Origin of the sequence: Thermomonas sp., assembly GCF_019104945.1 — a bacterium.
Lineage (GTDB): Bacteria > Pseudomonadota > Gammaproteobacteria > Xanthomonadales > Xanthomonadaceae > Thermomonas.
The window spans coordinates 26,365-51,551 of record NZ_JAHRWW010000033.1; the positions used below are offsets into that span (position 1 = coordinate 26,365).

Here is a 25,187-nt window from a genome sequence, read left to right on the forward strand (position 1 = left end):
TGCGCCAGCGTTACGGCTGCGCCAACACCTCTGCCTTGCCTTCCGGGTAACGCGGGTCACTGCCACCCATCAGTTGGTTGCTGCGGCGATCCCATTCCACTGTTTGCAGGTTGCCCCAAACATGGCTGGAACCGCGCCCACCTTCGGCGGTATCCGGCGGCAGCTCTAACGCATGCCCCATGGCACGCAGCGCTTTGGCAGCTTCAGCAGAAATTGCTTTGGGTTCTGCACCGATCACATCGGGCAGCCACTGGTGGTGGTAACGCGGCAGTGCAGCAACCTGCTGCGCGTTGAGGCCGTCGTCATAGCCAAGAATGCCCAGTAGCACCATTGTAATGATGCGGCTCCCCCCCGGCGTGCCGATCACCACAACCTTATCTTTCGACTCCATAAACGTAGGCGTCATCGAGCTGAGCATGCGCTTGCCGGGCTTGGGCGCATTGGCTTCATAGCCCATCACACCAAAGGCGTTGGGCGTACCCGGCTTCAATGCAAAGTCGTCCATTTCATTATTCAAAAGCACGCCTGTGCCCGGCGGGATGAGACCGGAGCCGTACAGCAGGTTGACGGTTTGGGTCGCCGAAACGCGGTTACCGTCGGCATCGATGATGGAAAAATGTGTGGTTTCTTCATCTTCCAGCGGCGTAGGCGCGCCCGATAGCAGGTTGCTGGGGGTGGCTTTGCTTGGGTTGATGGAGGCACGCAAACCGGCCGCGTAGTCGGGGCTGGTGAGCAATTTTTGTGGCACTTGCACGAAATCGGGGTCGCCCAGATAGAAGGTGCGGTCGCGGAAGGCGCGGCGCATGGACTCCACGACCAAATGCACGCGCTCGGCCTCCGGTATAGCTTTCAAGTCATACGGGGCAAGAATTTGCAGCATCTGCGCCAGCGCAATACCGCCCGACGACACCGGCGGTGCTGTAGTAATGTCCCAAGCGTGGTAGCGGAAACGGATGGGGTCGCGCTCTTTTATGCGGTAGCTGGCCAGCTCGTTCAAATTCCACTGTCCACCCTGCGCATTCACGCCTGCCACAAGGCGCTTGGCGGTAACGCCGCGATAAAAACCATCAAAACCGTTCTCTGCCAAACGCTCCAAGGTGGTCGCCAAATCCTTCTGGCGGAACAGATCGCCCTCCGCAATGGGTTTACCATTGGGTGAAAACACCGCGCGCGTGCCGGGGTATTGATCCATTACCGCACGCTTGACTCGGTAGCCATTGGCCATGCGGCCGTAGATGGGAAAACCGTTCTTAGCAATGCGAATAGCCGGTGCCAGAGACTGCTTCAGCGGCAACTTGCCGTAGGTTTCGGCAACGTGCACCAGCATGGCGGGCAAGCCGGGGATACCGGCCGACCACGGGCCGTTTTGAGAACGGTTGATGTCAAGATTGCCGTTTTTATCCAAAAACTTGTCTGGCGTTGCCGCTGCAGGCGAGGTTTCGCGTGCATCGACAAAAATATCGCGCCCACTCTTTGCGTCGTGCAGCAGCCATAACCCGCCGCCACCTAGGCCCGAACTGATCGGCTCCACCACTGAAAGTGCTGCCGACACCGCAACCGCCGCGTCAAACGCATTACCGCCTTCGCGAATAACTTCCGCACCTGCATCGGTGGCCAGTGCATGCGCCGAAGCAATAGCCGCCCCCGGTGGATGCTCTGCGGATTTGGTAGTTTGGGCGAAGGCCGCTACAGGCAGCAACAACGCAAAAGACAAAGCGGTTAACGATTTCATCGACACACCTAATTTTTCAAAAACAAAAAAGCCGGAGGACCACTGGCCCCCCGGCCGTATTACTCAGCAGCGTGCGCACCCAGTTGAGATGGGAGGCACCTCACCGTTACTTAGCTTCTTCAAAGATGTAGTTCACGCCAGCGGGCTCAACCACAGTGCGTACGCGCTCACCCAAAATCGGGGTACCGATGTACACCAGCTTCACCCCTTTCATGGTGCCCGGCTCAACGTTTTTGAACGCGGTTTCGATCATTTCCACTTCTTTCTCGGCCGCTGGCGACACGAACACCAGCATATTGCCTTCGATGATACCGCGGCTTAGATCCAGCTCCAGCTTCTCCAGCTGACGCTTGTATTGGCCGTCGAAATCTTCGGTATCTGCTGCTGGCAGGAAGTACACGAACGGGCTATTGGAGATGCCCGCCATATGCGGTGTGAGTTTGTACTGCAGGTACGGCAGCCAGTCTTTTTGCGCGCTGCCGGTGGGTAGCGGAACCGCCGCAACGGCTTCAACTTTCGGGGCTTCTTCTTTCTTGCAAGCGGTAAACGGCAGAGCGAGACAGGTGACGATAAGCAGGCGAGATAAGGTATTCATTTCTTTTCCCCTAGGCGGAAACGGTGGCAAAGGATACAACGCGGGTTGCGGGCAGGTTCACGTTGACCCACCTCGTTTTCTCGCTTCGAGCGCCGCCGCTACTGCTGCTGGCACGAAGCCGGACACATCACCACCAAGGCGTGAAATTTCACGCACCAGTGACGATGAAATAAAACCATACTGTTCCGCAGGTGTTAAGAACAGTGTTTCAACTTCTGGAATCAGGTGGCGGTTCATGCTGGCCATCTGAAACTCGTATTCAAAATCGGATACAGCACGCAGGCCACGCAGCAGCACGCCCGCGCCCATATCGCGCACAAAATGGGCCAGCAGCGAGTCAAACCCCACGACTTCTACATTAGCGTGTTTGGCCAACGCCTGCTCCGCCAGCGCCACGCGCAGCTCAAGCGGCAGCGCCGGGCCTTTAGACGGACTAGCGGCAACGCCCACCACCAAACGCTCAAACAGCGGCGCCGCACGGCTCACAAGATCAACATGGCCGTTCGTAATTGGATCAAAGGTGCCGGGATAAACCGCGGTACGCGTTGCCACGCTCATGTCGTTGACTGGTTGCCAGAATGTGATGGGTGTCTAAGTGTAACGCGGCGATAGAGGGCATAGCGCACATCACGGGTATGGTTTTCGCGATGCAGTTCCCATTCTGCGGGTACGTGCGGCACATTTTCGGCTGGGCTTTCCAAATAAAGCCATGCATTGTCCGCCATTTTTCCCGGCAGCACCGCCAGCACCTGCTCCCATAAACCGGCCGCAAACGGTGGATCTACGAAGGCAATGTCGTATTCAGCACCTGCCGAAGCTTGACGCAAAAACGCCAGCGCATCGCCAGATTGCACGGCCACTGTTTCTTCTGCCCCTAGCCGCACGGCGGCCGCAGATAGCGCCGCCGCCAGCCTAGCATCGGCTTCCACCAGCTGCACATGCGCTACGCCGCGCGAGGCCGCCTCTAACCCAAGTGCGCCGCTACCGGCGAACAAATCCAGCACGCGCGCACCCGGCAGTTCCCACTGCAGCCAGTTGAACAGCGTTTCGCGCACGCGGTCGGAGGTGGGGCGCAAGCCTGGGCGGTCTGGTACTGGCAGACGCGTGCCGCGCCAACGCCCGCCGATAATACGAACGCTGCCTTGCTGCGCTTGGCTTGTTTTTCCACGCTTCGCGTTCATCAAGAAAACTTTGGGGCTAGTGCTAACATGGGCGCTATTTTCCGACATATCTCGGCAACATGCTCAACTGGTTTCGCCGCAAAAAACCCGACGCACACACTTCTACGCCGGAATCGGCACATGTAGAAGAGCACACCGCTGTTGAAACGGTTGATACCGCTCCCGAGCCTGCTGCCGCTGCGCCTTCCGAAACCAATGAACCGGCCGAGCACGCGCTGCCGGCCCCTGCAGCAGAAGGCAAGCCCGGCTGGCGCGAACGCCTACGCAACAGTGCCTTTGCGCGCACGTTTAGCGGGCTGTTTTCGCGCAACCCCAAGCTCGACGACGACCTGTTAGATGAAATTGAAACGGCGCTACTTACTGCCGATGTTGGCGTAACGGCCAGTACGCAGCTGGTGGAATCGCTGCGCAAGCGCATGAAAGCGCGTGAATTTGCCGACGCCAATGCGCTGCTGCAGGCGCTCCGTAGCGACCTGATCGCCCTGCTCGCACCCGTGGCCAAGCCGCTGCACATTGATGCCTCAAAAAAGCCCTTCGTGCTGCTTACTGTTGGCGTCAACGGCGTGGGCAAAACCACGACCATCGGCAAGCTAGCACATCGTTTCAAAGGTGAAGGCCGCAGCTTGATGCTGGCCGCAGGCGATACCTTCCGCGCCGCCGCGGTTGCCCAGCTGCAGGCGTGGGGTGAGCGCAACGGCGTGGCTGTGGTGGCGCAAGGGCAAAACGCTGACGCTGCTTCCGTTGCTTATGACGCGTTGCAAGCGGCCAAATCACGCGGCACCGACGTTCTAATTACCGATACCGCTGGCCGCCTGCATACCCAAGGCGGGCTGATGGATGAGCTGGCCAAAGTGGCGCGTGTGCTGCGCAAAATTGATGCCGAAGCGCCGCATGAAGTGTTGATGGTGATCGACGGCACCACCGGCCAAAATGCCATCAATCAAGTACGCAAGTTCAATGAAAAAATTCCGGTCACGGGCCTTGTTGTGACCAAGCTCGACGGCACGGCCAAGGGCGGCGTGGTGTTTGCACTGGCGCGCGAATTTGGCATTCCCATTCGCTTTGCGGGTATTGGTGAACGCCAAGAAGACCTGCGCGTCTTTGATGCCGAGGCTTTTGTGGATGCACTGCTTCCGGAGGCTTTGGGGTGAAACGGCGGCGGCTGCTCGGTTTTACCGGCACCTTCCTTGCCATCGTTTTGCTGGGACTTGGCCTGCTGCAAACGCAATTTTTTGCACGTTTTTTGCTATCGCAAGCTGGGCGGACACTTGGTCTTGAGCTTTCGGCAAGCGCTATCCATTACCAACTGCGCGGCACACCGGCGCTGGAAGTGTCCGGCCTTTCTGCCAAGCAAATAGGCCAAGACACCCCGCTTCTAAAAAGCCAGCGCATCGAAGTTACGCTGCCGTGGCAAACGCTGCGCAATCTTGGCGCGCCGTTAGTGCTAGAGCGCATCGCGCTAGACGCCCCTGTTTTGGACATCCCTGCGCTACAGCGCTGGTTGGCTTCGCGTCCATCCGCTGAAACAACGCAGCTCCCCACACTTCGCAGCGGCCTAAGCGTTCACCAAGGGCAGGTACGTAACAACGATTGGGACATTGAAAACATTACCCTTACGCTGCCGCATTTCGTACCCACGCAGCCCATGCAGCTACGCGTAAGCGGACGTTATATCGACGCACCGCTGCAAGCCAATGCAAATCTTCATATTGATCTAGACAGCCCAGAGGCTCTGCTTAACAAGCGCAGTGCGGATCTTCGCAGCCGTGGAACACTAGACATTCATGGCGACGGATGGAACCTGTCCACCCAAATTTCGCTGGCAGGGCCGCTGCGCATTGGCAAAGACTCGGTCTTGCTCAAACCCGCAAAAATCGGCATCGCAGGCCGCTATGCTGTGGGCACAACACAGACTTCTTTCAAACTAAGCCTTGATGGCCCCATGCTGTTTGATGACGCCAACTGGCGTTTCGTTCCTGTTGCAGTCACCTTACAAGGCGACAACCTCGTACCTAGCTTTACCGCACGCGGCCAGATAGCCGCTGGCCGTGAACTGCGGCTACGTCTTGATGGCACGATGGCGCATTGGCCTAGCGGCTGGCCCGCCCTCCCCGTGCCGCTATCGGCCAATGCTGCGCCTTACACTTTTACCTTGCGCTATACCGGCACACCCGACCTTGCCAATACAACGCAGCTCACCCTGCAGCAAGACAAGACGCATTTTGAAGCGACTTTTCAGCTTCCTGATGTTTTACGCTGGATCGACGGCAACAACAGCACCCCGCTACCTCCGCTAACAGGCAAGCTCACCACACCGCGCATCGAAATGAGCGGCGTTATTTTGGAAGGCGTTGAAGTTGAACTTGATTCTAACCATGAGTGACGCACGCCTTACTTCATTCGCGCCACAGTTGCTTGAATGGTTCGATGCGCACGGCCGCCACGATCTTCCTTGGCAGCACCCACGCACACCGTATCGAGTCTGGCTGAGCGAGATCATGCTGCAGCAGACGCAAGTGTCTGTCGTTATCGACTATTTTCAGCGCTTCATCAATGCACTCCCAAGCCTACCTGCGCTGGCCGCAGCCCCTTTAGACGACGTACTTAGCCTGTGGTCGGGGCTTGGCTATTACAGCCGCGCGCGCAATCTGCATGCTGCTGCCCAGCGATGTATGCAACAACACGGCGGTGATTTGCCGCGTGACCTTGAAGCACTGATGCAGCTACCAGGTATTGGCCGCAGCACTGCGGGCGCGATTGTGTCGCAGGCTTGGGGCGATGCCGCGCCCATTTTGGATGGCAACGTTAAACGCGTACTCTGCCGCCTGTTTGGCATCTCTGGCTGGCCGGGCACACCCGCCATTGAAAAGCAGCTTTGGGCTCTTGCCGAACAACTGCTCCCCGCTGCCCGCCTAGCCGACTACACACAGGCGCAAATGGATTTTGGCGCAACTCTGTGCACGCGCAGCAACCCAAGCTGCCAGCGTTGCCCACTACAAACGATTTGCTCCGCCTTCCAGACCCAGCGCACGCACGAGCTGCCTACACCCAAGCCGAAAAAAGCGCTGCCGCAGCGTAGTGTGATTCAGCTTATTCTCAAAGACAGCAAAGACCGCGTGTTTCTACAGCGCCGCCCCGCTACCGGCATTTGGGCGCAGCTGTGGTCGCTGCCTGAATTTGATACGGAAGATGAAGCGCAGCACTGGCTGTTGCAGCATCACGGCAAGACGCTGCAAGACGCACAAACACTACCGATTCTTGTGCATCGCTTTTCTCATTATCGGCTCAACATTCAGCCGCGCACCATTCACGTCAAGCGCCTGCCTGCGCGGATCAGCGATAATGACAGCCAGCGCTGGGTAGCCCCCGGCGAACTATCCGCACACGGGCTACCGGCCCCCGTAAGAAAGCTGCTTCAGGAGTAACAGATGGCGCGCAAAGTGCATTGCGTCGTAGACGATATCGACACCGACGGGTTGGATTTTCCGCCTTGGCCCAGTGCCGATGGTCTGCGTGTCTATCACGAGGTAGGTAAGCCCGCTTGGCAGCGCTGGATGGCGCATCAAACTATTTTGATCAATGAATACCGCATCACCCCGATGAACCCGGAGCAATGCGCATTTCTTGAACGCGAGATGGTCAAATTTTTATTTGAAGGCCAAAAGACCATGCCACCGGGCTATCACCCGGCCGAGCCTGAGCAAGACTAAGACTTCTGCGCTTTCGCCTGTTCACGCAGCGCGTTTTCACTCGCTCGAATCGCCTTGATATTCACCGGGCGGATTTCATTGATGCGGCAAGACATCGGTGCGCCTTTCACATGCACTTCGTCAAACTTCGCCAGCATTCCGCCTATTTTCGGCTCAAGCCCAATAAACGGCGAGCCCGTGCCCCAGTCGAGGCAATTTCCGCTCAAGGTGAGCAGCCACTGCCGGTTAGGCGCCATATCTACCACGATATGCTCACTATCCACGCGGTCCCAGCCGCGCGGCGAGGTGTACATGATGGTATTCACCGGCGCGCCCGCATTGGCTTGATACAGCGCCAAGCGGTCTGAATCGCTTATTTGTGCGGTGGCGCAGCCCGCCAGCACAGCGGCGGCAATGACGGAAAGTACGAGCGTTTTCATAATGGCTCCCTCCAACAAGATCGAGAAGTTATCAGCTAAGACTCAACTTAGCCCACCTCGTTCCAGCAAAACCAACCACACCCCGCTGCGATTTATCTATCTGACAGCTTGTTGTTACGAAATATTCAAAATTGCTTGCCACAGCGCCCACCCTTCCCCTAAAATTTGCCTTCCCTTATGGGGCCATAGCTCAGCTGGGAGAGCGCGTCGTTCGCAATGACGAGGTCGGGAGTTCGATCCTCCCTGGCTCCACCACTATTCAGCGCCCAACCGTTCTCGGTTGGGCGTTTCGTTTGCGGAATCCGCACGCCACGCGGGGTGAGCACATCCGCTTTTAGTGGACTCCAAAAGTGGGGCTAAGCAAGGCGTCTCGCGTCCTTGAGCAAGAGAATCAACTGCCCTTCGTTTTCCGGTGTTGATTCAAAGCCGAAACGCCGGTAGAACGCATCTGCCTCGGCATCGAAGGGGTGGGTCAGCATCGCGCGGATGCCTGCATTCTCGGCAACGGCGATGGCACGCCGAATGGCATCCTGTAACAGACTGAAGCCAAGTCCACGCTTCTGGTAGTCAAGGTCAACGGCCAACCTTGCAAGGATGATCAACGGGATCGGGTACTGGCCCATCCCGCGGCGAACCCGCTCGGGGGCCTCAAGGGTGTCGATTTGGCCGACCGTCAAGCTGTAGTAGCCTGCAACACGCTCACCATCGCAAGACACAAAAGTCCTTGCTGAGCCGCTGCTTTGTGCTTGCCGCGCGTGGCGCAGCAGCCAGTCCGTGAGTGCCGGTTTTCCACAGTCGAACCCTTCAAGCCGATGACGAGCACCTAGGGATAACGGTGCTGACAGACTCACTTCTTGTCCCAGACCGGACGGCGTGAAAACAGATCGGCCAAGCCGGGATTGTCAGATTCTGGCCGATCCAACATTTCAAGCAGCGCTTGGTATTGACTGCCAGACACCATAAACAGCCGCTGGTCCAGCAAGGTCTGCTCGGCGGCACGGTACGCCGCGTCGAGGATGAAATCGGTCAAGGACTTGTGTGCCACTTCGGCGGCACGGCGAAGCACCGCCTCTTGCTGTGTAGTCGCACGCAGCCCAAGCCGGGCGGAGCGCGCAGGTACAGAAGCGGTAGGCATGGCAGACCTCCTGATGATGTACGTCAGACACAATGTTAGTACAAAAGACGCAAATCATCCATATCCAGAACGTCAGCCGTACTAGCGGAATTTCCCTAAAGTTATTGACAACTGGTTACCGATAATGGAAACTGGTTGTCATATTAACAAACGGTTGCCCCAGATGACATTCAATCTCCATGCTGCCGCAATTACCCATACCGCACTGACGGTTTTTCGCCTAAATGGGGCGCTTTTACAGTGGGAGGATCGGCTGGTTGAACCCTTGGGGCTGACTAGTGCGCGCTGGCAAATGCTAGGGGCGATCACCTTGGCGGATGCACCACTCACCGCCCCACAAGTAGGTGAAGCAATGGGCGTCACGCGCCAAGGGGCGCAAAAACAACTGAACTTATTGCTTGAGCAAGGGATGCTCCAATCGCGTCCCAACCCGGCGCACAAGCGCTCTCCACTCTACAGCCTAACGCCGAAAGGACAGGCGCTTTATGCACAAGCAGATGCGCTGTGGAACGCCCAAGCAGAGCAGTTGGCGGCATTGATCCCCGCCGCTCAACTAGAGACAACGACACAAACCCTAGTGAGCCTCCTGCACCACCTGCAAACCACGCCCTTTTCATTGGAGGCCGAATCATGAAAGCAAAGCTGCATGGTTTTTTTGGAGCTGTAGCACTGCTGTGCATTACGACGTTCTGGGTGTCGACAGCCGTTTCCGAAGCGTTTCTCGGTCTGGATAGCGTCACGGCGATAAAGAACGCGATCCTCGCTGGCATGTGGCTGCTCATCCCAGCGATGGCCGCCACCGGGGCAGTGGTTTTTCACTCGCCAGCACGCGCCGTGGTCGCCTCATTGAAGTGAAGGCACAGCGGATGAAGATCGTGGCGGCGAACGGTCTATTGGTATTGTTGCCAAGCGCCTTCGTGCTGGCCTCTTGGGCCAACGCGGGTCGTTTTGATGGCGCGTTCTACGCGTTGCAGGGGCTGGAATTGCTCGCTGGCGCTGCCAACATCACCCTACTGGGGCTCAATATGCGCGATGGCTTGCGGCTGGCGGGGCGCTTACGGCTTCGAGCAACGGGTGACAAGTAACAGTAGCCACATAATTGGAACAATGCGTAAGTTTTTAAGTATTTATATCCATTATTACAAACAATAGAATGACTCTACTGCCTTCAGCACCGGTCCTCGCCGGTCGGCATTCGGAGTTTTCACCATGTCTGACACCTCATACAAAACCCTTCTGAACACCATTAGCGCGCCCGGTCGCCACTGGGTAGGAAATGGCTTCCCCGTCCATGGCATGTTCAATTACAACGGCCCGAAGGTGGCCGAACGCAGCCCGTTTTTGCTGCTCGATTACGCCGCGCCCACGGAGTTTTCCCCAACCACGGAGCGCCGAGGCGTGGGACAGCACCCGCATCGTGGATTTGAAACGGTCACCATTGTGTATGCAGGTGAGGTTGAACACCGCGACTCCACTGGCGCGGGCGGTGTGATTCGTGAAGGCGACGTGCAGTGGATGACTGCAGGTGGCGGCATCATCCATGAGGAATTTCATTCAGAAGACTACGCGGCACGCGGCGGCCCGTTCGAGATGGTGCAGCTGTGGGTCAACCTGCCCGCCAAAGACAAAATGACACCCGCGCATTATCAGGGCATTACCGCTGCGCAGATTCCCACGGTTACCCTGCCCGATTCGGCAGGCAAACTGCGGGTGATCGCGGGCGCGCACCTTGGCGTGCAAGGCCCCGCGCGCACGTTTACTCCCATGAACGTGCTCGATGTTCGCCTCGCTGCTGGCCACACGGTAGAGCTGCCGCAGCCTGAAGGCTGGACAACGCTGCTAGTTATGCTGGGCGGCAATATCGTAGTGAACGATGCCACGCCACTGGCCGCGGCCGAAATCGCCACGCTTTCAACCTCGGGTAAAGGCGTTCGTATTACCGCGAAAGATGAAGCCAAATTCTTGCTACTCTCCGGAGAGCCCATCAACGAGCCAGTAGTGGGGCACGGGCCATTTGTGATGAACAGCCAAGCAGAAATCATCCAAACCATTGCCGACTTCAATAGCGGAAAATTTGCCCAGCACTAACGTGCTTGAACAAGCGCCCCCCAGACCAAGCTCAAGAATAGTGATCAAACCGCGTTATAGTCCTTGATAGGCTGCTGTAAAGTAGCGCCCGATTTTCACAACAACGGCACGTCAAGGGGTAGCCATGCGCAAAAAAGACACTGGGCTTGGCCTGAAATCTATCGTTGCACGCACAGCGCTGATCTTAGGAGTCGTGGCAGCGCTGTGCTTTGCTATCGCCACTTGGCTCATTCAACAAAAAGCCGCCGCGCTACAAGAGGCTGCAGCCATTAGTGAGTTGGAAGAACTCGCCAAAGCCGAAGCGGCCAAAGTGGGCGGCAGTGCCGGTGAGACACTTGCACAAGTGCGCGGTCTTGCCGATGCCACCACCAATATCATGGCGCACCAGGGAAGCCGAGAAGAGGCTTCTAGCTTAGCACGCAACTTCACGGTTTCAGACGCCAGCGCGCTTGGTTACTGGCTAGAGTTTGCTCCCAATGGCTTTGATGGAAAAGACGCAGAGTTTGCTCGCAGTTGGCCGAATGGCGAGCCAGACGAAGCAGGCCTTACCGCGTTCTCAGACACGCTAACAGCCTCACAAAAAGCCGGTACCGATTCTGGCCGTGTTTCGATTTATTGGCATAGCGATGGCCCCGGAAAGGTCAGCCTTCAGAACTCGATAGGCAGCGCCAGCGACCTTAAAACCGACGGTCCAGATGCCATGCCCTACTACGTTGCGGTTCAACAACGTGATGGCGAAATGATGTTTGAGCCCTACTCCGACGATGTCTCGGGCAAGCAGGTGTTGATGACCAGCCTGATGGTGCCCATCAAGGTGAACGGTGAATTCAAAGGCGTTGCTGGTGCCGACATTACGCTGGACGCGATTCAAGCCAGCCTTGCCAAGGTGCGCCCTTATGGCAACGGCATTGCTCGCCTGCTCTCGCCCACGGGCATGGTCTTAGCCGCCCCAGAAAAAGAGTTACTGGGTAAACCTTGGAACCAAGACATCAAAAACGTTACCGCCGCGCTTGCGAAAGGAGAAACGGTATATGTGCGCGACCAAGGCACGCTGATTAAGGGTGAAGTGCTGCGCGTCTATGCACCCGTCAAAATTGGCCGCTCTGCAGATACGTTTATCTTGATGGTAACCGCACCGTTGGATGCCGTAATGGCGGGGGTCGTGGAAATACGCAACCGCGTGATTATGGTGGGAGTGCTGACTGTTCTTGCTCTTGTTGCCGTGGTGATTGTGCTGCTTCGTACGATGATTGGCAGCCCGCTCAAAGGTATCGTTCAAGGCGTTGATGCCGTGGCCGCAGGCCAACTGGATTATCCCATTGCCGCAGGCGGCGAAGATGAAGTGGGGCTCGTCTCCAAAGCCTTGCGCACAATGCAAACCGACCTCAAAGCACGTTTGGAAAGCGAGCATAAAATTGCTGCCGAAAATTTGCGCGTGCGAACGGCCCTTGATTACATTTCCACTGGTGTTTATCTCACCAACCCCCAGCTCGATATCGTATTTGCCAACCAAGCACTCAAGGACAGCCTAGAGCGCTATGGCAGTGACTTCAAGGCCACGCTTCCACACTTCGACGGCAATAAGCCATTGGTGGGGCAACCCATTACCGTGCTGGAGCCCAACCAAAAAATGGATACCGCTTTAATACAGCGGCTGGAGCAGAACGGATCAGCGCAGCGTCAAATGCAATTTGGCAACGCACAGTTTGCGCAAAACATAGCCACCATTCGTGACGATCAAGGCCAGCCGGTGGGCCATGTCGTGGAATGGCGCGACCGCACTGGTGAAGTTAAAACCGAGCAGGAAGTGGCCAAGGTTTTGGCCTCGGCCGCCAACGGCGATTTGAACCAGAGGATCGACAAAAACGGCAAGGAAGGCTTCTTCCTCACCCTAGCCGATCAGCTCAACACCCTTCTGCAAACCAATGCGGCCACCATGGCCGATGTGCAGCGCGTTCTTACAGCTATGGCCGATGGCGATTTAACCCAGCGCATCACCGCCAATTACTCAGGCGTGTTTGGCAATATGCGCGATGCCACCAACACCACGGCCGAACGCCTGACAGAAACCCTACAGCGCGTGCAAACTGCCGTTGATGCCATTCGCACCGCAGCGCGTGAAATTGCTGCAGGCAATAGCGACCTGTCTGCACGTTCAGAACAGCAAGCCGCCTCACTGGAAGAAACGGCTGCGTCGATGGAAGAGCTCACATCGACGGTGAAGAACAACGCCGAATCGTCGAATCAAGCACGCCAAGTCACCACCGGCGCCGCCGATGTGGCCGCGCGCGGTGGCAAAGTGGTGGAGCAAGTTGTCGAACAAATGACCGGCATCACCAGCGCATCGAAGCAAATTGAAAACATCATTGGTGTGATCGACAGCATTGCTTTTCAAACCAATATTCTTGCACTCAATGCCGCAGTCGAAGCGGCGCGCGCAGGTGAACAAGGCCGCGGGTTTGCCGTTGTTGCAGGTGAAGTACGCGCACTCGCGCAGCGCAGCGCTGGTGCGGCCAAGGAAATTAAAGACCTCATCAGCGATTCTGTTGAACGCGTGGATCAAGGTGCTGCCTTGGTTAACGATGCGGGCAATACGATGCGGGAAATCGTGGCCGCTATTTCAAGAGTCAACGATTTGATGGCCGAAATCTCTGCAGCCTCGCAAGAACAAAGTGCGGGCATTGAGCAGGTGAACCAAACCATCACCCATATGGACGGCGTTACTCAGCAAAACGCCGCGATGGTGGAAGAAGCCTCGGCCGCAGCGCACTCGTTACAAGAGCAAGCCGACGACCTCGCCGACGCTGTAGCTGTGTTTAAGATGCAATAAGCAGCTTGCCTTTAGTGCTGAAACAGCGCTCCAATTCGGAGCGCTGTTTGGTATGGCTCTGGATCGTTCCGGTTGCTCAGTAAAATCACTGTTAGCCGCTGCTTGGGCCAACGCACGATCACATTGCGAAAGCCAATCGTTTCCCCAGAATGCCAAAGCGTATCGCCTGTGATGCGCCAGCCGAAGCCATAACCAGCTTCATAACCTTCACCCGCTACCTGTACATGCGCTGAGAACGCCAGTTTGCGCGAGGCATCCGACAATAGGCGGCTGTCATATAGGGCGGCGTCCCACAGCGCAAGATCATGCAGATTGGAATAAATACCGCCATCTCCCAGTACGGCGCTTGTCGAACTTTGGTCGGTGCGCTGCCACGATTCGCCCGCCCAGCTATACCCATAGGCGCGATGCGGCACGTCAGCACCACCTTCTACATAAGCCAGCGTATTGTTCATGCCTAATGGCTTAAAAATACGTTGCTTTAGAAACTCAGGATATGGCTGTTTTGCGGCGCGCTCTACGATCAATGCGAGCAGTGCATAGGCGCTATTGCTGTAGCGGTACTGCGTTCCCGGCGCAAAGTACAGGCGATGTTCTTTCTCCAGCAATGCAAGCACGCCGGCATCGCGAATTTGTCCTGTGCAAGGCACTGGCATCAAGTCTTCGTAATCAAGCAAACCCGATGTATGCGTCAGCAAATGCTCAAGCGTGACTCCAGCCACCTCGTTTGGCAAAGAAGGCAACCAGCGCCGCACGGGGTCTTTAATTGAAAGCGTTCCATCTTGCGCCAACAGCAAAATCGCGGCGGCAGTAAATTGCTTGCTTACCGACGCCAACCGATAATTGGTGTGCGCATCGGCCAATACGTCTTGCTCTAAAAGTGAACGTCCGTAGCCGCGCATCACCAGTGGCTTACCGTCTTTCAACACCAACAGCGATGCACCCGGCGCTTCACCTTCATAGGCCTGCATCAACCGCTCAACTGCAGTGTTTGGCATTGCATCCTCAGGGTAATTCACGGGCACGTCGTACATTATTTCTGGCGTGGGCTCATTTTTTAATGTGTAGTGCCACCACTCATCCACGTAATTGCGAAAGCCCTGTTGCTCCATCGCAGCACGCAGCATATGGCGGTTCGTGCGCTGCGCGAGTGAGACTTCATCGGTATCGGTGTGTGCCTTCGTTCCAAAAAAATCGAACGCCGTGCCCATATCTAAAGGTGTGCAGCTACTCCCTACGTCATCACATTGCAGTAGGGTGAGATCTACCGTGCCACCTCGGCTATGCCCAGAAACCGGCGCGATATAGCCACCACTGAGCTGCTTCTTTTCTAAATCTGGATAGAACTCGGTCTTCATTTTGGTATCGGCAGGGTCATCCATCCAACGCACAAAATACGCCACCGCGCGCGCCGGGCGGTAGCAGTCATAAATACGCAGCCTCCGGTGCTGTTTACGCAGCTCGGTGTCCACACGCGCTAGGGCTTCGGCTACCTCGTTTTGCAACCAGCAGCGCGGCGCGGCATAGCCTTCCACCGGCCTTCCCATAAAATTATGCTGCCCGAAATAGCGGATCTCTTGATCCATATCTGGCACTAAACTACGAATATCCACCAGACCAGCATCGTGCATGGTTGTTGCGGGTGAGAGCTGCTGTGCTGGTGCGGCGGATGCGCCACCTGCAACCCATAACGCGAGGGCCGCGCCAAGTAGATGCGTTTTCAATATAGGCTTCATGGCTTCGGCTTTTACCCGCTTCTCTAGCCAAACGCCAGTGCAAGCAGGCACTCTGTCTGGCAATTATTCCCCCACACTCGGCGCCGCCACGCGGCACAATACATCCGATGGACGCCATTACAACCACAACCGCCGAATACATCGTGCTTGAGCACTGGAACGTGCGCGGCCAAGCCAGCGAGCTACCTTCTTACTCCGACCGCAATTTTCGCATTCGCACAGAAAACGGTGACTTTGTTTTGAAAATCGCCCACCCATCATGGGCACGGGAAGAAATTGACCTAGAAAACCAAGCCATGCTGCATCTTGCACAACAAGAACCGCAACTTGGTTGCCCGCAGGTGCGGTTGACGGCAAGTGGCGAGCACCTGCTTTCGCTCCATCTGGAAGGCCAGCAGCGCCTAGTACGCCTGCTGAGTTTTGTTCCCGGCACCACTTATGCCGACACCATTGCTACGCTTAATCAATATCAACGCGAAGCGCTTCACGACCATCTTGGCCAAGCCGTTGGCACACTGACGCGTGGTCTGAGCCGCTTCCAACACCCTGCTGCTGCGCGTATGCACGAATGGAACCTGCTGCACTTACCCGCGCTGCTAGAAGAAATTCCCAATATTGAAGACAGCCCGATCCGCACAATCGTGGCCCAGCATGCGCAGGCATTTTGTAATGCTCTTGCGCAGCGGATGGAAGAGCTTCCAATTCAACCGCTGCATAACGATGCGAACGATCTCAATGTCCTCATTGATCAACAACTCAATGTCGCCGCCATTATTGATTTCGGTGACTTGTGCACCAGCTTTCGCTTAGCCGATCTTGCCATCACCTGCACCTATGCCATGCAGTTTGAAGAAGACCCAATTACCTGCGCGCGGCGCATTGCAGCAGGCTACTTAAAACAGCTTCCACTGCTGCGTTGCGAGCTTGAAGCACTTCAGGAATTTATTCTTGCGCGCTTATGCCAAAGCATCTTGATGGCCACACGAAACCAACGACAACAGCCGGACAACGCCTTCGTGATGGTTTCACAGCAGGGTGTACGCAAACTTCTCACCCTGCTTAGCCGCGCGCCTAGGCACGCCATTGTCGCTCCACTTCTCGGACCAACAGCATGATCGACACTACCCAACTTCATATCCCACAGCGCAGTAGTGACGAACTGCTACGCCTACGTCGCACGCACCTTAACCCGACCCTCAGTGTCGCCTATTCCCAACCACTCAAAATTGTGCGCGGTGAAGGCACATGGCTTTACGACGACTCTGGGCAAGCCTATTTAGATATGGTGAACAACGTTTGCCACGTTGGCCATTGCCACCCGCGCGTGGTGCGTGCAGGTAGCGAGCAGATGGCGATTTTGAATACCAATACCCGCTATCTACACGACAATCTTGTGGAATATGCGCTGCACCTAACGGCCACCCTGCCCGCCCCGCTCTCCGTCGTATTTCTTACCAATTCCGGTACCGAAGCGAACGACCTTGCGCTGCGCCTTGCGCGTGCGCACACCGGCAACCGTGGCGTGGTTGTGCTCGATCACGCCTACCATGGCCACTCGCCTTCGATGATTGAGCTAAGCCCGTACAAGTTCAACGGTAAAGGTGGTGCCGGACAAAGCGCGCATGTTGCAGTCGCCCCCATGCCCGACACATATCGAGGCGAGATTCGTGACGCCTCCGATGCCGGGCAACGCTACGGCCAGCGGGTAGGCACGGCCATCCAAACACTGCAATCTAATGGCCACAAGCCTGCAGTGTTCTACGCCGAATCTCTGCTGGGTTGTGGCGGACAAATCATCCTTCCCCAAGGTTATCTTGCAGAAGCCTATGCGCAGGTGCGCGCCGCCGGAGGGCTATGCCTCGCGGATGAAGTGCAGGTAGGGTTTGGCCGCGTGGGTGACGCCATGTGGGCATTTGAAGCGCAGGGTGTTGTCCCTGACATCGTGACCCTAGGCAAACCTATTGGTAACGGCCACCCGATGGGCGCGGTGGTAACAACACCTGAAATTGCCGCCAGTTTCGTCACCGGCATGGAGTATTTCAACACGTTTGCAGGCAACCCCGTTTCATGCGCCATGGGGCTCGCTGTGCTCGAGGTGATTGAAGAAGAACGGCTTCGCGAGAACGCATTACAGGTTGGAAATTTTATTATGGAAGGCCTGCGTGATTTACAAAACCGCTACAGCGGTATTGGCGAGGTTCGTGGACGTGGCCTATTTATCGGTGCAGAGTTCGTGGCCGATACCAACCAACGCCTGCCTGATGCAGCACGCGCCAAAGCGGTTGTAGAAGCAATGAAGGCCAAACACGTACTTCTTTCTACCGATGGCCCCGATGACAACGTACTGAAGATCAAGCCACCGATTGTGTTTAGCCGCGCCAACGCTGAAGAGTTTCTAAGCAAGCTTGATGCCGTATTAAAAACTCTATAAGCAACCTATAGCGCGACTGCCGGGTGCATATCGTCCAACAGTGAAAAGTGCAGGCTGTCCCAAGCCCCGCTATCGGCCAGCGCCGTCAATTCATGACGCCCTGGCTCATTAAACTCCCGCGTAAAAACACGCGCGCTTTCAGTTTCACCAATCCAGCGCCCATCGAGCAGCCATTGCACGCGCGTGCTTGCACCTAACGCACGTAGCGATAGCACCACTCCACCTGTTTGGTTGGGCGGGCGCACCAACGTCACGCCATCATTAAGCCCCGCAATTTGGATGGTCTCAGTCGCCGCGCGGCTATCGGCCTTACAGTCTTCTGCAAGCGCAGGAAGCACAGCATTATTCCGCCACGTGCTAGGTAACCACGGCATGGTTAACGCTGGCCAGCGTGCAATGCTCCGCTGTTGCGGCACATGCGGTAGGCGACATTCTGCAGACAAGCGCCGCCCGCTGCGGGCGTCAACGGAAAACACCTCAATGCCTGCGCTCCACAACCGCGCCTGTCGTTCTGCAAAAGTGGGCGGCAAATTGTCATCCAAAACCCAAGCGGGCATTCGCTTCACACAAAGTTCCGGAGGCTGCGCATTGGCAGCAGTACCAAGCGGCCAACAAATATCCACCTGCGTCACGCTCTTCGGCCTTGCAATACGCGCAGGATCATTCGGCTGGTGCGGCAGGCTATCAATAATTTCAAACATCAACGGTAGCGCCGTCACGGCGCCGTACTGACCCGGTAACGGTGTTCCATCCGGACGCCCTACCCACACGCCCACGCTATAGCGCGGTGTTGCGCCCACTGCCCAAGCGTCACGAAAGCCGTAACTTGTTCCTGTTTTCCAAGCCACCTGCGCACGCTGTTGATTGGAGAACATACCTTCGCGCTCACCGGGCCGAGGGGCTTCAGCGAGCATCTCGCGCACGATCCAAGCCGCACCTGGTGAAAGTAGTCGGCGTTCGGTTTTCGGAGACGCGGGTGTATAGCGAACGCGCCCAGCAGTGCCGCCACGTTGTAGCGCTGCAAACGCTCCTACGACATCTTCAAGGCGCGCCCCCGTGCCACCAAGAATGAGCGATAAATTCGGCGCTGCACCTTGCGGAAATTTCAGCGCAAGACCGGCATGCTCTAACCGTGTTGCAAAACGTACAGGGCCAACACGCTCAAGCAAATCAACCGCCGGAACATTCACCGAGAGGCGCAGTGCTTCGGCCGCACCAATAGGGCCATTAAACGCACTATCAAAATTACTCGGCCGGTAGCCATCAAACGACTGTGGCGCATCCACTAGCAAACTCTCTGAATGAATCAAGCCGTCGTCTAACGCCATGCCGTACAAAAATGGTTTAAGGGTAGAACCTGGGGAGCGATTCGCCTGCACCATATCCACATGTCCAAGCCGCTCTTTATCCGCAAACACCACTGAACCGATATAGGCGCGCGCTTCCATATCTGCGTTATCCACCACCAGTACCGCCGCAGAAGTACGCGATGGCAAGTTCGAGAAATAACTGGCCACGCGCTCCTCCAAGGCACGCTGTAACCCGATGTCGAGTGTGGACACAATTCGCTGCTGATGAGGCTGCGCGCTATGCAGGCGCCGCGCTAACAGGGGCGCAATAAGCGGTTGCTGAAGATGGCGTGTCACAACGGTTTCAATACGCGCATCCTCCACCTGTGCCGATGTCCAAACCTTGCGCGTCTTCATTCGCTGTAGAAGTTTGTTCCGCGCGGCCTGCGCAGCTTCCGGGTGTCGGTCTGGACGTAGGCGGCTGGGGGACTGCGGCAATACGGCAAGCAGAGCCGCTTCTGCATGCGAGAGTTTGGCGGCAGGCTTGCCTAAATAAGCCCAACTGGCGGCCTCGACGCCTTCAATGGTTCCACCAAAAGGAGCGCGCTGCAGATAGAGCGTGAGTATCTCGCGCTTTGAGAGATGCGCTTCAAGCTGCAGTGCGCGCAGTACCTGTCGTAGCTTACCCGGTGCGCTGCGCGTGCGTCGCCCTTGCAGGTGAGGGTCGATCATTCGCGCCACTTGCATCGTGAGCGTCGAACCACCCGAAACGATATGTCGATGACCCACAAGCTGCAAACTGGCGCGCAGCATGGCTACCGGGTTAACTCCTGGGTGCCACCAGTACCAACGATCCTCATACCCCAAAAGTGCCTGCAGATATAAAGGCGAGACCTGTTCCATTGTTGTTGGATAGCGCCACACACCACGCGCATCGGCAAACGCGCGTAGCGGCGTGCCGTCACGCGCAACAACGACAGTCGCAACATCTTTGCGCTTGGGGAGCGGCAACGGGAAGGCCCAATCAAGTATCAGCAACAATGCGAGCATTGCTGCCAGCCCCAAGCGTAGCCCCACAAAGCACCGTCTCCTAAAAGCAGGAGACAGGTACTGCGTCACGGCTGCACCACAGTTATTCGTTCTGGAACGGCTTTACCCACCCCGCGGAGCGTCGGTTGATACATATCCTCGAGCAAAGGCGGAGGCACCGTATAGCTACCGGGCGTCACCGCACGCACCAAATAAAACACATTGGCCGTTGAGCCCGCATCCAAACTCACTGCAGCTACGTAGCGATCATCACGAAACTCTTCATGGCGCACTTTTGCGGCGCTATTACGGTCGCTAATCTCGATGCCCTCCACACTTACATCAGCCCACTGTTTCGCATCAGACAGATTGAAATTTTCAATCTCAAGCCCTGCTGGGAGCAAGTCTGTGAGCAGGGCATCGGGCATATCACGGTCTGCGCGCATCGAAACGCGCACGATAAGCGCCTCACCTTCTTTCAAAGGCTGCGGCGTCCAAGGCTTGCCGTCCGTGGTGTACAGGGTGCGCTCTACTTTAACCACCCTAAAGTCCTCTACGGGTGCTTTACGCGGAACCCCGGCCACATCCAAACTTGCATAGAACGGCCCCTGACCACTTGGTACAAAGCGCATCCCTTTCTCCAGCGCCGCGTAGTCAAGCTCTTTCGAAAAACTCTTGGCTGCCGCAATCACGCTGGCGGCTCCGTTTTGTGTCAACGTTCCACTGATCAATTTCTTTTGATCCACAAGCAGTGCTTTACCCAAACGTGCCAACGCAATTTGCTCTTGCGTACTTAACCAGAACCACGGCGATGCGCGGCGACGTGCGTCCAGCTCAAGCCCAAGCTCAACCACCTTTGCATCAAAACTAGGCTTGGAATAACCACGCTCGTGCGTCATCGCCACCATCAGCGCAGAATCACGCAGCGGCGTGCTGTAATCACCTAACCAGCCCTGCCTATCGCCCTTGAAAGCAAAGCCTTCTGCAATCGCATGTTCACCGCGCTTTTTATCACCTTGCATGGCCAATGCAAGGCCGAGGCGCACCAGCGGAAGCCCGCTAAGCGTTTGCTTACGATCATTGTCATACAGTGCGCGCAGCGTTCCTAATGGCGCACGATTGACGCGTGCCAACACATAACCGGCATAGGCCTGGTATGAGAACTTCAGGTATTGGCGATGATTGCGTCCGTAGAACTCATTGCTTCCAGACAGCAAATCATCATTTAACCGCTGCAAGGCTTTTTGCAGCACTGTATCGGGAACGGCAAAACCAGCATCACGTGCATCGAGCAGGTATTCAACGATATAGGGTGTGAGCAACGGATCTATATCGCTATCGCTCCCCCATACCGAGAAATGCCCATTCCCTACTTGCATTGCAGACAGCCGCCCCAATGCGCCTTCCATTCGCGTGCGGCGCTTGGCTGCATTCAAGCCTTCTACACCAAACCGCTGCGCCGTTTCCGCATCCAATGTCAGTGCCGCATAGCCTTTGCTGGTGGTTTGTTCAGCGCAGCCATAGGGATAGTCCAGCGCGCCCTTCAGCGCGGCTCCAAATGGAATGGGCGGCAGCGGGCTCACCAACATCCGTGCCCGCACCGACCCTGTGATCAAACCGTCGGCAAAATCAGCATTCATACTGACGGCCGCACCATCTCCCGCCACCTGCGTCTGCGAGCGCAATACCGAAGGCCACGCCGGGCGCACCGGTAGGTCGTACTTGCGATCTACACGATACATTGCGCTATCGACGCGTACCCGTACTTGCGCAACACCAAAGCCCTCTAACGCCGTTAGCGGGAAGCTCTGCGTGGACTTAGCTCCCGCCGTAAGCGTCAGCGTTCGTGTGGCATCTGCAATAACGGCAGGCCCAATGCCATCCAGCTTCACTTTGAACTCGCCGTTCTTGCCGGTGAAATTGGTGACATCCAGCGTTACCGTCCCTTTATCGCCTGGCGCCATCACACGCGGCATGCTGATCTCCGCCACCACCGGCGCACGCACTATGGTTTCAGTATCCGCCTGCCCATAGCGCGTATCCGAATACACCAGTGCTGAAACGCGCAGCGTACCGTTGAAGTCGGGCACATTGAGCGCCAGCGCCGCATTCCCTTTGGCGTCTAGCTGCACGGGGCCAGAGAACACATCCACGGTTTGCACACGCGCAGTCGGGCGCCGCGCCTGCGGCAGCGCAGCCAACGCCATATCACCACCAAAACGCAGCTTCGCCGTACTGCCCTCATAGCTTTCGATGATGCGTCCGTAGATGTCATAGGCATCAATGCCCAGCCTGCGCTGCGCAAAGAAATAGGAGGCCGCATTGGGTACTGGGAAGCGGGTGATATTCAAAATCCCGACATCCACCGCCGATACAGTTGCCCAAGCGCGCTGCCCCGCCAACTGCGGCGCACTTAGGCTTATCTGCAGCGGTTTTTCTGGCAGCACCTGTTTGGCCACCTTCAAACTTACAGGAGCCACTCGATCACGCCGATCCATCGGCACAAACACTTCGCCCACCGCGCGTGCAGGTGTAATTTTGCTGGCCGCGCTGCCGCCGCGAAACACAAGCGCTGTGACATAAATATCGTGGCGCTCCCAGTCTTGGGTCACCGGGATTTCCACCACGCTTCCTGCTTTCACGTCCACCGACTTCACAAAGAGCAAGCGGTCGCTTTCCACCATCACCAGCCCCTCTCCCGCATGCGGCGGGGTGAGCGTGAGCTTGAGTTTATCCCCTGCGCGATACGCGGTTTTATCCAGCGCCAGCTTGACCTTATCCGGCCGGGCATCAAGACCGCGATTTTCGTCATTCCAGCTCCACCCTGCACGGAACGGATAACGCATGGTGAGCTTGGTTGAAGGGTCTGTAACCTCGATACGGTAATCGCCCCACTCTACCGGCACATTGAAACGCGTTGCCACCGTGCCGACGTCATACGTTTGCGCCTGCACATCTTCGTAGCGTCGCGTAAAGTCATAGCTCCAACCACTACTATCGTCGTGGACCCAGCGGTAATCCCGAATTTCACGCACGAGCTTGACGCGCAGCCCTTTCGCAGGCTTCGGCTTGCCATCGCTGCCATAGCGCAGCAGTTCAAACCCTGCACTGGAGTTGGCATTTGCTCCATCGGCATCATTGAATAACGGGCGCACACCCACCAAGGCATCGGCAGGCCAGAGCGTCTGCATCAAGCTGCGGTTGATCGTGCGACCACCTGTCTCATACAGGCTACCGGCAACGATGACTTTTATCGGCGTATCGTTTTTTACTTCCTCCGGCAGCGCAATATCTTGCCGAAGCTCACCACGCGCATTGAGTTTGACATCCAGCACGTCACTGGCTTGCTTCGGTAAGCTGATCGTCGGGTCACCGAAGAACCAACCCTTTAGGTTTTCCAACGGATGCTGATCAACGACCACGGCCAACTTAGCCGTAAACCGATTTCCGTCAGCAGGCGCGCCATACAAATAAGCTCCTTTCGCCACAAGCCGCAACGGCTTTCCTGGGCGCAGCAGCGCATCGGCAGCCGCTAAATCCAGTTTCATGCGCTCGGGTAAAAACTCTTCAATGCGCAGCACCATCCCCTGTACCGACTCTTTACTGGCCGGGTCGGTGCGGAACTCTACCTGCCAACGCCCCGTGGGCGCCTCTGTCGGGATCGTTTTTTCGAATTGGAAATACCCTTGCGCCTTGGGCTCAATTTTTGTTTCGACAAATGTTTTACCGTCCGGCTGTTTTAGCCGAACAAAGAGCGATTGGCTTTTTCCGTCTTTCGCAACAATCGGCTTACCATCCATATCGCGCAGTAGTGCTGAGACACGCACCGTTTCACCCGGCCGGTACAAATCCCGGCCCGACCACGCAAACACGTCAAACCAAGTCTGCTTTCGGCCTTCAACGGCAAACTCAGAAAGGTCCAGTGCAGGCTGATTGAACGGCAACAGGCTCATGTCTTTACCGCGCAGCGCCATGAGCACATGCGCCGCGTCTAAGGTGTAATTGAGCAAGGCATTGCCGTTACCGTCTGTTTTACTTTTGAAGATCACCTGACCGCGGGCATCCAGCACTTTGAGCTCCACCCCACCCAAACCCTCGCCATTGGCAAGAGATGCCGTGTGTACAAATAGCTTGTCTTTATACGCGCGCGCGTGCAGGCCAATATCGCTTACCATGAACCATGCAACATCAAACTCACTTTTGAAGCTGCCGGTTTTTTTCATCACCGCAAAATACAGGCCAGGCTTTTGCAGTTCTGTAATGTCTTGCAATGGCAAATAGGTCAGCACGCGCTCATTGCGCGCGCCACCCAACACGAAACGGTTGACGTATACAGGTTCGGCTAATTTCGAGAGGGGCGAACGGCTATCTTCCTCGTCTTCGTCATACCACGAAGGGTCGAGCTCCCAGCTACTGCGCCGCCCGTTGCGCTGGTATTCGGCAAAAAACTTAGGCAATGCCGAGTCGCGCACGCGCAAAAATTCAACGTCCACTTCATCGACATTCACCGATACCACCGGCAAGCCGCGTGACTCCTTCGCAGGAATGACGCTTCCCTGCGAGGCAAACCCAACAGTTGGCTCCAGTTCGCCGGTAAAGACTTTGAGCTCAACGTCCTTACCCAATGTACTGCCATCTGCGGCAGTCAGCGTAGAGGAAATTTTCAGCGTGTAGGTTTGATTGGCTTCCACATAGGGAAAGCGCAGCACTGTGCCTTTTTCATTCAGTGCCCAGCCGCTTTGCCCGTCGCCCTTGGCATCAATGGTGAGCAGCTTATCGAACTCTTGCGTGCCCACCAGAGGGCGTGAAAACTCCACCGCTACCGCGAGCCCGTCCGGGCGCTGATCGGGGTAGGCGCGCAGCACCACAAACCCCTTAACCGCTTCGCGCTGCGCCTGAATAGCCTCGCCGCCGGCAACAGGAATATCGCCGCCTACGTTACGCTGACACCCCACAAGCGTGGCAAGCGAAAACGCTACCACCAGCCACGCGACCATCCAAAAAGAATTTAC

20 protein-coding genes, 1 tRNA gene and 2 pseudogenes are annotated in these 25,187 nt (G+C 56.6%); 12 read left to right on the top strand and 11 right to left on the bottom strand.

Annotation, left to right across the window (positions count from 1 at the left end; translation table 11 throughout):
• Window positions 1–10: 10 nt before the first annotated feature.
• From ggt to rsmD, 4 genes and pseudogenes are all read right to left on the bottom strand, one after another.
• Window positions 11–1,654: pseudogene (gene ggt / locus KUL77_RS08250) on the bottom strand (gamma-glutamyltransferase); the annotation flags it as partial.
• Window positions 1,655–1,838: 184 nt separating this feature from the next.
• Window positions 1,839–2,327 (bottom strand): hypothetical protein, encoded by a 489-nt coding sequence (locus tag KUL77_RS08255; RefSeq protein ID WP_297145605.1) that lies wholly within the window; start codon window positions 2,325–2,327, stop codon window positions 1,839–1,841.
• Window positions 2,328–2,384: 57 nt separating this feature from the next.
• The gene (gene coaD / locus KUL77_RS08260; protein WP_297145606.1) at window positions 2,385–2,885 is read right to left on the bottom strand and encodes a pantetheine-phosphate adenylyltransferase; all 501 of its coding nucleotides are present in this window, start codon (window positions 2,883–2,885) and stop codon (window positions 2,385–2,387) included.
• Complete coding sequence (gene rsmD, locus KUL77_RS08265; RefSeq protein ID WP_297145609.1) at window positions 2,882–3,508, bottom strand: 16S rRNA (guanine(966)-N(2))-methyltransferase RsmD; 627 nt, start codon at window positions 3,506–3,508, stop codon at window positions 2,882–2,884. Before rsmD ends, coaD begins: the two co-directional genes overlap by 4 nt.
• A gap of 59 nt (window positions 3,509–3,567) precedes the next feature.
• Between rsmD and ftsY the strand changes: the two genes are divergently transcribed.
• Genes ftsY through KUL77_RS08285 form a run of 4 tightly spaced genes read left to right on the top strand, consistent with a single transcriptional unit; the run spans window position 3,568 to window position 7,218 of the window.
• Window positions 3,568–4,659: a signal recognition particle-docking protein FtsY gene (gene ftsY, locus KUL77_RS08270; RefSeq protein WP_297145612.1), complete on the top strand. Its 1,092-nt coding sequence runs from the start codon at window positions 3,568–3,570 to the stop codon at window positions 4,657–4,659.
• The gene (locus KUL77_RS08275) at window positions 4,656–5,891 is read left to right on the top strand and encodes a hypothetical protein (protein WP_297145615.1); all 1,236 of its coding nucleotides are present in this window, start codon (window positions 4,656–4,658) and stop codon (window positions 5,889–5,891) included. Before ftsY ends, KUL77_RS08275 begins: the two co-directional genes overlap by 4 nt.
• Entirely contained in the window at window positions 5,884–6,933 is a 1,050-nt protein-coding gene (gene mutY / locus KUL77_RS08280; RefSeq protein WP_297145618.1) for an A/G-specific adenine glycosylase, read from the top strand. The genes KUL77_RS08275 and mutY overlap by 8 nt, the downstream gene beginning before the upstream one ends.
• A 3-nt stretch (window positions 6,934–6,936) precedes the next feature.
• Window positions 6,937–7,218 (top strand): oxidative damage protection protein, encoded by a 282-nt coding sequence (locus KUL77_RS08285; protein WP_297145621.1) that lies wholly within the window; start codon window positions 6,937–6,939, stop codon window positions 7,216–7,218.
• On the opposite strand, the gene KUL77_RS08290 is transcribed toward KUL77_RS08285, so the two are convergent.
• Window positions 7,215–7,637: a DUF6491 family protein gene (locus tag KUL77_RS08290; RefSeq protein ID WP_297145624.1), complete on the bottom strand. Its 423-nt coding sequence runs from the start codon at window positions 7,635–7,637 to the stop codon at window positions 7,215–7,217. The two genes, KUL77_RS08285 and KUL77_RS08290, sit on opposite strands and share 4 nt — an antisense overlap.
• A gap of 179 nt (window positions 7,638–7,816) precedes the next feature.
• Between KUL77_RS08290 and KUL77_RS08295 the strand changes: the two genes are divergently transcribed.
• Window positions 7,817–7,892, top strand: a tRNA-Ala gene (locus KUL77_RS08295).
• A gap of 101 nt (window positions 7,893–7,993) precedes the next feature.
• On the opposite strand, the gene KUL77_RS08300 is transcribed toward KUL77_RS08295, so the two are convergent.
• Window positions 7,994–8,488: a GNAT family N-acetyltransferase gene (locus KUL77_RS08300; protein ID WP_297145626.1), complete on the bottom strand. Its 495-nt coding sequence runs from the start codon at window positions 8,486–8,488 to the stop codon at window positions 7,994–7,996.
• A complete protein-coding gene (locus KUL77_RS08305; protein ID WP_297145628.1) occupies window positions 8,485–8,772 on the bottom strand; it encodes a DUF1778 domain-containing protein in 288 nt (95 codons plus the stop codon). The genes KUL77_RS08300 and KUL77_RS08305 overlap by 4 nt, the downstream gene beginning before the upstream one ends.
• A 163-nt stretch (window positions 8,773–8,935) precedes the next feature.
• On the opposite strand from KUL77_RS08305, the gene KUL77_RS08310 reads away from it, so the two are divergent.
• The 5 genes from KUL77_RS08310 (at window position 8,936) to KUL77_RS08330 (ending at window position 13,690) form a co-directional block, all read left to right on the top strand.
• A complete protein-coding gene (locus KUL77_RS08310; RefSeq protein WP_297145631.1) occupies window positions 8,936–9,406 on the top strand; it encodes a MarR family winged helix-turn-helix transcriptional regulator in 471 nt (156 codons plus the stop codon).
• Entirely contained in the window at window positions 9,403–9,627 is a 225-nt protein-coding gene (locus KUL77_RS08315; protein WP_297145634.1) for a hypothetical protein, read from the top strand. Before KUL77_RS08310 ends, KUL77_RS08315 begins: the two co-directional genes overlap by 4 nt.
• Window positions 9,624–9,857, top strand: coding sequence for a hypothetical protein (locus KUL77_RS08320; protein ID WP_297145637.1), 234 nt, complete (start codon window positions 9,624–9,626; stop codon window positions 9,855–9,857). The genes KUL77_RS08315 and KUL77_RS08320 overlap by 4 nt, the downstream gene beginning before the upstream one ends.
• A 124-nt stretch (window positions 9,858–9,981) precedes the next feature.
• Window positions 9,982–10,860 carry a pirin family protein gene (locus KUL77_RS08325; RefSeq protein WP_297145640.1) on the top strand — a complete coding sequence of 293 codons (879 nt, stop codon included), beginning with the start codon at window positions 9,982–9,984 and terminating at the stop codon, window positions 10,858–10,860.
• A 124-nt stretch (window positions 10,861–10,984) separates the two neighbouring features.
• Entirely contained in the window at window positions 10,985–13,690 is a 2,706-nt protein-coding gene (locus KUL77_RS08330) for a methyl-accepting chemotaxis protein (protein ID WP_297145643.1), read from the top strand.
• An 11-nt stretch (window positions 13,691–13,701) separates the two neighbouring features.
• Here the strand turns inward: KUL77_RS08330 and KUL77_RS08335 are convergent, their stop codons facing one another.
• Both KUL77_RS08335 and KUL77_RS08340 read right to left on the bottom strand, forming a co-directional pair.
• Window positions 13,702–14,724: a serine hydrolase domain-containing protein gene (locus KUL77_RS08335; protein ID WP_297145804.1), complete on the bottom strand. Its 1,023-nt coding sequence runs from the start codon at window positions 14,722–14,724 to the stop codon at window positions 13,702–13,704.
• Window positions 14,719–15,426, bottom strand: a pseudogene (locus KUL77_RS08340) (M15 family metallopeptidase); the annotation flags it as partial. The gene KUL77_RS08335 and the pseudogene KUL77_RS08340, both read right to left, overlap by 6 nt.
• A gap of 107 nt (window positions 15,427–15,533) precedes the next feature.
• Between KUL77_RS08340 and KUL77_RS08345 the strand changes: the two are divergent.
• Both KUL77_RS08345 and KUL77_RS08350 read left to right on the top strand, forming a co-directional pair.
• Window positions 15,534–16,541, top strand: a complete 1,008-nt coding sequence (locus KUL77_RS08345) for a phosphotransferase (RefSeq protein ID WP_297145646.1) — start codon at window positions 15,534–15,536, stop codon at window positions 16,539–16,541.
• Window positions 16,538–17,857: an aminotransferase class III-fold pyridoxal phosphate-dependent enzyme gene (locus KUL77_RS08350; RefSeq protein ID WP_297145648.1), complete on the top strand. Its 1,320-nt coding sequence runs from the start codon at window positions 16,538–16,540 to the stop codon at window positions 17,855–17,857. Before KUL77_RS08345 ends, KUL77_RS08350 begins: the two co-directional genes overlap by 4 nt.
• Window positions 17,858–17,862: 5 nt before the next feature.
• On the opposite strand, the gene pbpC is transcribed toward KUL77_RS08350, so the two are convergent.
• Both pbpC and KUL77_RS08360 read right to left on the bottom strand, forming a co-directional pair.
• Window positions 17,863–20,265 carry a penicillin-binding protein 1C gene (gene pbpC, locus KUL77_RS08355; RefSeq protein ID WP_297145651.1) on the bottom strand — a complete coding sequence of 801 codons (2,403 nt, stop codon included), beginning with the start codon at window positions 20,263–20,265 and terminating at the stop codon, window positions 17,863–17,865.
• Complete coding sequence (locus KUL77_RS08360; RefSeq protein WP_297145654.1) at window positions 20,262–25,172, bottom strand: alpha-2-macroglobulin; 4,911 nt, start codon at window positions 25,170–25,172, stop codon at window positions 20,262–20,264. Before KUL77_RS08360 ends, pbpC begins: the two co-directional genes overlap by 4 nt.
• Window positions 25,173–25,187: the final 15 nt, after the last annotated feature.